The organism is Ruminococcus sp., assembly GCF_045129435.1.
Taxonomy (GTDB): domain Bacteria; phylum Bacillota; class Clostridia; order Oscillospirales; family Acutalibacteraceae; genus Ruminococcoides.
The window spans coordinates 1-9309 of the sequence record NZ_JBGVJL010000104.1 but is presented as its reverse complement, the minus strand read 5'-3'; the positions used below and the strand labels follow the sequence as shown (position 1 = coordinate 9309).

10 protein-coding genes and 1 tRNA gene are annotated in these 9309 nt (G+C 39.4%); 3 read left to right on the top strand and 8 right to left on the bottom strand.

Annotated elements, in window-relative coordinates; genetic code table 11:
• The 4 genes from ACJMMI_RS05080 to purC all read right to left on the bottom strand — a co-directional run.
• Positions 1–811, bottom strand: an 811-nt coding sequence (locus ACJMMI_RS05080) for an adenylosuccinate synthetase (protein WP_405354095.1), incomplete at its 3' end; no start/stop codon positions are given.
• Positions 812–851: 40 nt separating this feature from the next.
• Positions 852–2288, bottom strand: a complete 1437-nt coding sequence (purB, locus tag ACJMMI_RS05075; protein ID WP_405354094.1) for an adenylosuccinate lyase — start codon at positions 2286–2288, stop codon at positions 852–854.
• Positions 2289–2318: 30 nt separating this feature from the next.
• Entirely contained in the window at positions 2319–3776 is a 1458-nt protein-coding gene (gene purF, locus ACJMMI_RS05070; RefSeq protein ID WP_405354092.1) for an amidophosphoribosyltransferase, read from the bottom strand.
• A 73-nt stretch (positions 3777–3849) separates the two neighbouring features.
• Positions 3850–4557, bottom strand: a complete 708-nt coding sequence (gene purC / locus ACJMMI_RS05065) for a phosphoribosylaminoimidazolesuccinocarboxamide synthase (protein WP_405354091.1) — start codon at positions 4555–4557, stop codon at positions 3850–3852.
• A 242-nt stretch (positions 4558–4799) separates the two neighbouring features.
• Here purC and ACJMMI_RS05060 point away from each other — a divergent pair.
• Positions 4800–4886 (top strand) — tRNA-Leu (locus ACJMMI_RS05060).
• Positions 4887–4999: 113 nt separating this feature from the next.
• Here ACJMMI_RS05060 and ACJMMI_RS05055 read toward each other — a convergent pair.
• Positions 5000–5689 (bottom strand): DUF4234 domain-containing protein, encoded by a 690-nt coding sequence (locus ACJMMI_RS05055; protein WP_405354090.1) that lies wholly within the window; start codon positions 5687–5689, stop codon positions 5000–5002.
• Positions 5690–5896: 207 nt separating this feature from the next.
• Here ACJMMI_RS05055 and ACJMMI_RS05050 point away from each other — a divergent pair, with 207 nt between their 5' ends.
• Together ACJMMI_RS05050 and ACJMMI_RS05045 are read left to right on the top strand one after the other, a co-directional pair.
• Complete coding sequence (locus ACJMMI_RS05050; RefSeq protein ID WP_295050880.1) at positions 5897–6100, top strand: helix-turn-helix domain-containing protein; 204 nt, start codon at positions 5897–5899, stop codon at positions 6098–6100.
• A gap of 59 nt (positions 6101–6159) precedes the next feature.
• Complete coding sequence (locus tag ACJMMI_RS05045; protein ID WP_405354088.1) at positions 6160–6315, top strand: hypothetical protein; 156 nt, start codon at positions 6160–6162, stop codon at positions 6313–6315.
• A 38-nt stretch (positions 6316–6353) separates the two neighbouring features.
• Here the strand turns inward: ACJMMI_RS05045 and ACJMMI_RS05040 are convergent, their stop codons facing one another.
• Genes ACJMMI_RS05040 through obgE form a run of 3 tightly spaced genes read right to left on the bottom strand, consistent with a single transcriptional unit; the run spans position 6354 to position 8931 of the window.
• Entirely contained in the window at positions 6354–7232 is an 879-nt protein-coding gene (locus ACJMMI_RS05040) for a YitT family protein (RefSeq protein WP_405354087.1), read from the bottom strand.
• Entirely contained in the window at positions 7222–7647 is a 426-nt protein-coding gene (locus ACJMMI_RS05035; protein WP_405354086.1) for a Mini-ribonuclease 3, read from the bottom strand. Before ACJMMI_RS05035 ends, ACJMMI_RS05040 begins: the two co-directional genes overlap by 11 nt.
• A gap of 12 nt (positions 7648–7659) precedes the next feature.
• Positions 7660–8931, bottom strand: coding sequence for a GTPase ObgE (gene obgE / locus ACJMMI_RS05030; RefSeq protein ID WP_405354085.1), 1272 nt, complete (start codon positions 8929–8931; stop codon positions 7660–7662).
• Positions 8932–9309: the final 378 nt, after the last annotated feature.

The following is a 9309-nucleotide window of genomic DNA, read 5'->3' as shown; positions in this document are numbered from 1 at the left end:
CACTTGAATATGCTTTAACAACTGTAATAACCTCTTTGATTTCATAAGGCGGAATGCCTGCACCTACTGCACCGTAACCTGCAATAGTGTTTGAAGATGTAACCATTGGGTAAATACCAAAGTCAGTATCCTTAAGTGAGCCAAGCTGACCCTCTAAGAGAATATTCTTACCGTCTTTGAGTGCATTATGAATAAATTCAAAAGTATCTCCTACATATGGTGCAAGAGCCTCTTTGTATTCCATAAGCTTGTCAAATACTTCCTCTTCTGTTATCTCAGGCTTATTGTAGAGATTTTTGAGAATAGCATTTTTGATGCCGAGCGCGTGTCTGATTTTTTCTCTGAGTGAATCAGGGTCATCATAAAGCTCGTTAATCTGGAAACCGATTTTTGAATATTTATCTGAATAGAAAGGAGCAATACCACTCTTTGTAGAGCCGAAAGAATTTTTGCCAAGACGCTCCTCTTCGTAACAGTCAAAAGCAACATGATAAGGCATAACTATCTGTGCTCTGTCTGAAATAATAATCTTTGGCTTTGGTACGCCTCTGCTCTCAAGCTCTGCAATTTCCTTTACGAAATTCTCAACGCTGAAAGCGACACCATTGCCAATAATATTAGTAATATTCTGGTGAAACACACCTGATGGAAGCTGATGCAAAGCAAACTTGCCATATTCGTTTACGATAGTATGACCTGCATTTGCACCGCCCTGAAAGCGAATAACAATGTCGCTGTCATTTGCGAGAACATCGGTAATCTTACCCTTACCTTCATCGCCCCAGTTTGCACCTACTATTGCTTTAACCATAATTTGTAAAACTCCTTAATATATAAATACCAATGTTAAATTATACATTGATTTCAGGCTTGTCTGATTCAATATCAACATACTTGTCAAGAACAGGCTGTACCATTTCAGCAAGGAAATCCTCTGTCTGCTCTTTTGCTCTGCCTGTATATTTCTCCGGCTGTAAAATCTTTTCGAGATCCTCTAAAGTTACACCGAATGCCTCATCATTAGCAATTCTTTCGAGGAGGTCATTTTCGCCGCCCTCTTCTTTAATAACCTTAGAAGCAGCCATTGAATGAACACGAATTCTCTCGTGAAGCTGCTGTCTGTCTGCACCTCTGTACTTAACAGCGTCCATCATAATGTTTTCTGTAGCCATAAACGGTAGCTCTTTTCTTAAACGCTGCTCAATAACCTTTGGATATACCACAAGACCGTCTGCTACATTTGCATAGAGTGAAAGGATACCGTCAACAGCAAGGAATGCCTCAGGAATACTAAGACGCTTGTTAGCCGAGTCATCAAGAGTTCTCTCAAACCACTGTGTAGCAGTTGTGAAATAACCGTTTAATACATCACACATTACATAACGAGAGAGTGAGCCGATACGCTCTGAACGCATTGGATTACGCTTGTAAGCCATTGCCGATGAACCAATCTGATTCTTTTCAAATGGTTCTTCAACCTCTTTAAGGTGCTGTAAAAGACGAATATCATTTGAGAATTTAGAAGCACTCTGAGCAATGCCTGCGAGAACATTCAAGAACTGTGAATCAAGTTTTCTTGAATAGGTCTGACCTGATACAGCAAAGCAAGCGTTATAGCCCATTTTCTGAGCGATTTTCTTGTCAAGTGCCTTACATTTTTCGTGGTCACCCTCAAAAAGCTCAAGGAAGCTTGCCTGAGTACCTGTAGTACCCTTTGAGCCGAGAAGCTTAGCTTTTGAAAGCTGATACTCAACATCTTCAAGGTCCATAAGCAGCTCCTGAAGCCAGAGAGTAGCTCTCTTGCCTACAGTTGTCGGCTGTGCAGGCTGAAAATGTGTGAATGCAAGTGTAGGGAGAGCCTTGTACTCATCTGCAAACTTAGAAAGATTGCGGATAACGGTAATAAGCTTATTTCTGATAAGCTTTAAGCCTTCTGTCATAATGATAATATCTGTATTATCACCTACATAGCAAGATGTAGCACCAAGGTGAATGATACCCTTTGCATTAGGGCACTGCACACCGTAAGCGTAAACATGTGACATTACATCGTGACGAACAAGCTTTTCTCTCTCCTGAGCAACTTCATAATTGATGTCGTCAGCATGCTCTTTAAGCTCGTCAATCTGCTCCTGAGCGATAGGAAGACCAAGCTCCATTTCTGCCTCTGCAAGAGCAATCCAAAGCTTTCTCCATGTGCGGAATTTCATATCCGGTGAGAAAATATATTTCATTTCCTTGCTTGCATATCTTGCAGACAAGGGTGATTCATAGGTATCCTTAACCATATTTTGTAAATCCTTTCAGAATGTAGGTTTTTAGCATTTTTTATCAAAATTCATACCGCCACGCTCTTTGCCCTTAAAGGTCTTTTTGGTGGTTTCAGCAGGATAATTACCGCTAAAGCAAGCGTCACAAAAGCCAATTGGAGCATTATGGAGCATTTCACGCAGGCTGTCTGCCGGCAAATAACCGAGCGAATCAGCACCGCTTAACTGACGGATTTCTTCAACCGAATGGTTGCAGGCGATAAGCTCTCCCCTTGACGGAATATCTGTGCCGTAGTAGCAAGGCCACATAAACGGCGGTGAGCTTATACGCATATGAACCTCTTTAGCACCTGCTTCTCGGAGCATAGTGACAATTCTGTCAACAGTAGTGCCACGCACAATGCTGTCATCAATTATGACAACACGCTTGCCCTTAATTTTGTCTGCAATCGGGTTAAGCTTAATGCGAACACTTTTCATACGCTCTTTCTGACTGGGTTTAATAAAAGTTCTGCCTATATAGCTGTTTTTTACAATAGCCTTTTCATATGGAATTCCCGACTCTTCGCTGTATCCGATAGCGGCGTCAATGCCCGACTCAGGCACACCTACTACCATATCAGCCTCAACAGGAAATTCTCTTGCTAAAATTCTGCCTGCCTGTTTTCTTGCTTCATAAACGCTTATACCGTCAATAAAAGAATCAGAACGGGCAAAATAAATATATTCAAAAATGCAAAGCGACTGCTTTTTCTCCTCGCCAAAGTCAGGCTTTATGCTGCGGACTTCTTTGTTATCTACCACAACAATTTCACCCGGCTCAATATCTCGGATAAACTTAGCTCCGCAAGCGTCAAGAGCAGCACTCTCACTCGCAAATACTACGGAGTCATTATATTTACCCATGCAAAGAGGACGGAAACCATGTGGGTCACGGGCGGCAATAAGCTTTCTCGGACTCATTACAAGCAGAGAATATGCACCCTTGATAACCCTCATAGTACGGGCAACTGCCTCCTCAACAGAATGACATTTAAGCCTTTCTCTTGCAATAACATAACAGATAGCCTCAGAGTCGATAGTTGTCTGAAAAATAGCACCTGTCTGTTCAAGCTGACTGCGAATTTCGAGAGCGTTGGTAAGGTTGCCGTTGTGAGCTACAGCAAGCGTACCCTTTACATAACGCATAACAAGAGGCTGTGAATTTTCAAGCACAGAACCACCGGCAGTCGAATAACGAACATGAGCAATACCCATCTGACCCTGCAAAGAGTCAAGAATACGGTTATTAAAAACCTCGGTAACAAGTCCCATATCCTTATGGTAATCTATTACACCATCATCGGTAACGGCAATACCGCAGCTTTCCTGACCACGGTGCTGCAATGCAAGCAAGCCGTTGTAGCAGGCATAGGCTGGATTGATTGTGCCGTCACCAAATATTCCGAAAACACCACATTCCTCGTGCAGTCCTTCTTTTGCGTAATTGTCGAATGAATTTTTCAAAAGGCAACACCATCCGTAAAAATATATAACTACTACCCTGACGGGAGTTGTAAATGTATATTTAAACGGAAATTTATGCTAAACCGATTCTCTTCATCATTTCGTGGTAAGCTTCTTCAACGCCGCCCATATCTCTGCGGAAACGGTCTTTGTCAAGCTTTTCCTGAGTATCCATATCCCAGAAACGGCATGTATCAGGTGAAATCTCATCAGCAAGAAGAATCTCGCCCTTGTATCTGCCGAACTCAATCTTAAAGTCGATAAGGTCAACATTGCACTCCTTGAAGAAGTCAATCATAATCTCATTTACTTTAAGAGCATACTTAGAAATAACATCAATTTCTTCCTTTGTAGCAAAGCCGGCTGCAAGAATGTGATATTCGTTTACCATTGGGTCACCGAGCTCGTCGTTCTTATAGCAGAACTCAAGAACAGGAGTTTTCATTGGTGTACCCTCAGGAAGACCAAGTCTTTTTGAAAGGCTGCCTGCTGCCTTATTTCTTACGATAACCTCTAACGGTACAATCTCAACCTTTTTGAGAACTGTATCTCTGTCGTTAAGCTCTTCAACAAAATCAGTAGGAATACCCTTTTCCTCAAGAAGCTTAAACATAAAGTTGCTCATACGGTTGTTTACAACACCCTTACCGATAATTGTACCCTTTTTCTCGCCGTTAAATGCAGTAGCATCATCTTTGTAAGAAACGATACAGTAGTCAGGATTCTCTGTAGAAAATACCTTTTTTGCTTTACCTTCATAAAGAAGCTCTTTTTTATCCATTTTGACATTCCTCCATAAATTGCAGCCTTGACTGCTAATAAAAATACAGATATATTATAATATAAATTTTTAAAATAAGCAACTAAAATGATATTAAAAATTAAAAAAATGTAAAATTTCCTGTTTTTATGCGGTTTAATATTCATTTTATTTTCCGCAAGAGAATATTCATTATTTTTTAAAAAGAAATTAAAAATTCACTTGATTTTTAAATACAAATAATGTATAATATATTTGTATTTGCCGGTGTGATGGAATTGGCAGACGTAGCGGACTCAAAATCCGCCGGTAGCGATACCGTACCGGTTCAAGTCCGGTCACCGGCACCACAAAAAGGTCTATTGTCTTTTGGCGATAGACCTTTTTACTTTTCTTTTATTATAACAACATAAAACAGCAGGGCTTAAATCTATACCAATTTATGCCCTGCTATTGTTTTATTTCAAAATTTTATTTTTTTATTATCAAAATCTTCCTGTGTTATTACACCGTCATCAAGCAATTTCTTATATTCTCTCAGTTCTTCTGTATCTGATTTTTTGTTATTATTATCAGCGAAATTTATTACTGACATATTACAAACTTTATTAATCTGATTTTGAATTATAAGTAAAGATACAAAAGGAATAAAAATTCCGCAAATAAGACATACCATAGATATTTCAGAATTATTACCCTTACTTTTTGAAATATTATCAATTCTCTGGGCAGTTACATATATCCAATATATTGAGTAAAAAGGAATAAACATATTAAGCAACAGCTTTGTTACCGGATTTCTGAATTCAGATGATTTGTCATTATTAGTAAAACTTGTTGTTCTGTAAATCCAAATTAATTGCCATATTCCGCCTATAACAAGTAAAAGGATAACATGTAACGCAAGATTAAAATAACCGTCAGCAATGTATGTATTACTTAAGCTATCGGCTCTTCTTTTAGCTGTAACAACCATAACTATAAATGAAGTGATTACTAAAATCGAAATAAACGGAATAATAAATGCATATTTTAACAAATAACCTAAATATAAAATCAAGGTAAAAACACATACTGTCGCTGCTAATAAGCCCACACCTATTCCAAAATACTTTGTATTCTTTTCAGAATTTTGATTTTTTAAATCAGTCATTTAAACATCACCAAACTCTTTCTAACATTATTTTTTCTTCTGTATTATTGATATTATGCTTTATGATGTTCGCACTAATATAAGTAGTGCAGCAACACAAATGATTCATTTTCACATAATCTTCCCTTCTTTGCCAACTATTTATGTAACATTTTGTTACATAAATAGTGTAACACACTGTTACACTATTGTCAAGAGGTGATTTTCTTGACAGGATTAAAAGAAATACGGAAAAAGAAGCATTTTAGTCAACAAAAGGTTGCTATGGATTTGAATATCTCCAGAGAAGCTCTTTCCTACTATGAAAATGGCAAACGTGAGCCTTCTATATCAATGCTCATTAAAATGTCTGAGTATTTTAATGTATCTATTGATTATTTGATTACAGGCAAAGAATTTTCAGAGCGTTAATTTTTCTGAAAACTCATAAACCCCTTGATTTATCGCAAAATAAGTCAAGGGGTGATTTTATGTGTCATAGAACCGGAGGCAAAAATAATTCAAAGCCATTGCCCACTGTAAACGGTAAAAATAAAAAGAGTGCTGCCGATAATCAATGGGTTACAACGGGTCGCAAACCACTTGATGATAAGAGGGAAAGACATGACGGACGGGGTGGAAATTAAAATTATTTAATTATATAAAGCAAAAAACCGACATCAGCTTAAGAGCCGATGCCGGTTTTTGTTATGAAGCCTTTGCCCTTTATAGAGCTAGCTGTAGTTACTATAATAAACGCATTTTTATCAACACTTTTTACGGTATTGGTTATTTTATAGACCTGATGCGGTCTTACTGCACACATAAGCACTCTTTTAGGCTTTCCACTGTATGCACCCTCGCCGTTGAGCAAGGTAATTCCCCTATCGTTTTCAGTCATAATCATACTGCATATTTCTGAATATTTATCCGTAATAATGAACATAAGCTTGCCGTTATCTCTTGCAACGCCGTACGAAATTGTATCAATAACTTTAATGCTGAAAAATATTGTAATAACTGCGTAAAGTACACTTTCAATGCTGTTATACACGAAGAAAACCATAATAAGCACAAGTGCATCGGCTGCAAAAATCAGATTGCCTGTTGAAAAATACGGAAAGTGCTTGTGTAAATTCAACGCTACAATATCCGTACCTCCCGTTGAGCCGCCACGCATAAATATCATCTCAAGTCCTACACCGTTCAGGATACCGCCAAAAATAGCAACCAAAATTTTGTCGCCTGTGTAGGCAGTCATAATCGGAGTGAATAAATCAATGAATATTGATGCAAAAACTGTGCCCGCTATTGTTTTTGTGAGGAATGAAATTCCGTTTTCAATAGCACCCCAGATGAACAACGGTATGTTCATAACAAGTACCATTGTACCGATTGGCAAACCAAACATATGGTTAAGCATTGTTGCCACACCTGTAAGTCCACCGGTTGCAATATCGTTTGGTGCTGTAAAAATCACTACTGAAATTGCATATACCGCCGCACCTGCAAGCATTATTGCGTAGTCGGCAACCGTAGTTTTTATGTCAAACTTATTTTTCACAATTACCACTTCCATTTAGCGAAATATGTAAAATAATATCGAACAACTCGGAAATTCTTTCTTTTTCATCTTTTAAATATAAATAGCCAAAAAGACTCTCAAGTCCCGTAGCACTATGGTAATCAGCCACAGTTCCGTTTTTGGGAGTGCATTTTGGGGCGGCGTTTCTGCCTCTTTTATACACCGATAATTCTTTTTCAGAAAGATGTGGTATTAAAATCTTGGCATACTCCGCCTGACTTTTGCAATTAACAAAGCCAACCTTTATTTTATTAAGCTCACCTACAGGGCGGTTACTCTGCCTTACAAGGTATGCACGAACAAGCAAATCATACACACCGTCACCCACAAAGGCAAGTGTAAGCGGAGAAACCTCGTCTGCATAGGTATGCTCAGTTATATTCTCATTTTCCATACAAACACCCTGTTAGTCAACAAAATCAAATTCAAGCTCGTAGATTGAAACTGTGTCGCCCTCGCCGCAGCCTTTTGCTCTGAGTGCGTCAATTATACCGTTATCAATGAGTACCTTTTGGAAGTAGTTAAGGCTCTCGTAGTCATCAAAATTGATGCTCTTCATAACCTGCAACAGCCAGTCAGCCTCAACGGTGTAGATACCGTTTACATTCTTGACAGTAACAGAATGGTCGTCAAAGTCCTCGGCTGTCACAATCGGAGCAGGCTCTGCCTCGTAGTGAGTTATTGGAGGAAGCTTTGAGAGCATTTCTCTGATTTTATTTAACATTGGGTCAACATCATAGCGAATTGCCGCCATAATCGGGAAGAAATCATAGCCCTGTGCCTCAACATAAGCCTTGAAATCAGCAATCTGCTCATCTGTTGCCATATCACATTTGTTTCCTGCAACAATCATTGGACGCTCGGCAAGCTCCGGATTGAATTTTTTAAGTTCATTGTTAATGGTTTCAAAATCCTCTTTAGGATTTCTTCCCTCTGAGCCTGAAACATCAACGATATGCACTAACATTCTGCAACGCTCGATGTGACGGAGGAACTGATGACCAAGACCTGTACCCTGCCATGCACCCTCAATAAGACCCGGAATGTCAGCCATAACAAAAGAAGAGCCTTCACCCATTGATACAACACCGAGTACAGGAGTAATGGTTGTGAAGTGGTAATTCGCAATAAGCGGTTTTGCCTGAGAAACTACCGACACAAGGGTACTTTTACCGACATTAGGAAAGCCAACAAGACCAACATCTGCAAGAAGTTTTAATTCAAGTGTGACATTAAATTCTTCACCCGGCAAACCCGGCTTTGCAAAACGAGGAACCTGACGAACAGGAGTTGCAAAATGCGGATTGCCCCAGCCGCCTTTGCCGCCTCTTGCCACTACATATGGCTCTGAAGATGAAACATCAGCTAAAACTCTGCCTGTTTCTTCTTCTTTAACAAGTGTGCCAAGCGGAACACGAATGATAAGATCCTCGGCATTTTTACCCTTACAGCGGCCGCCTCTGCCGTTTTCTCCCTTTTTAGCAAGGTATTTGCGTTTATAACGGAAATCTGCAAGAGTAGAAAGGTTAGTATCTGCGAGGAACACAACATTTCCGCCTCTGCCGCCGTCACCGCCATCGGGGCCGCCTGCCGCTACATATTTTTCTCGGTGAAACGATACCGCACCGTCACCGCCGTCACCGGCTTTTATATAAATTTTCGCTGTATCTACAAACATCTCGCAACCTCCATATGACGAATTTTTGTTTAGCAGAAAATTTCAGATAAACAATAAAAAATTTAGGTCGAGCCTTTTTAAAGGCTCGTGGGTTTGGGCAACGCCCAAGAAAAGCTGTATCTATTACAATTTGTAAGGCATAAACAGCAACGCTGTTTGTGTGCTAAAGCAAAGTTTGACAAAACAGGCGACAGCCTTTTAAAAGAAATACTTCATTAGGAAATAATAGAAGAAAAAGCTTTTGTGTTGCTGTCGCATTATAAGGCTTTCACCGTTGTGTTCAAGCCGCCAAACAGCAGGCTGTTTGGCTATCGAAGCTTTGTATAAGAGAAAAGTATTTGTGGGCTTTGCCCACACCCACCACCTTTGAAAAAGGTT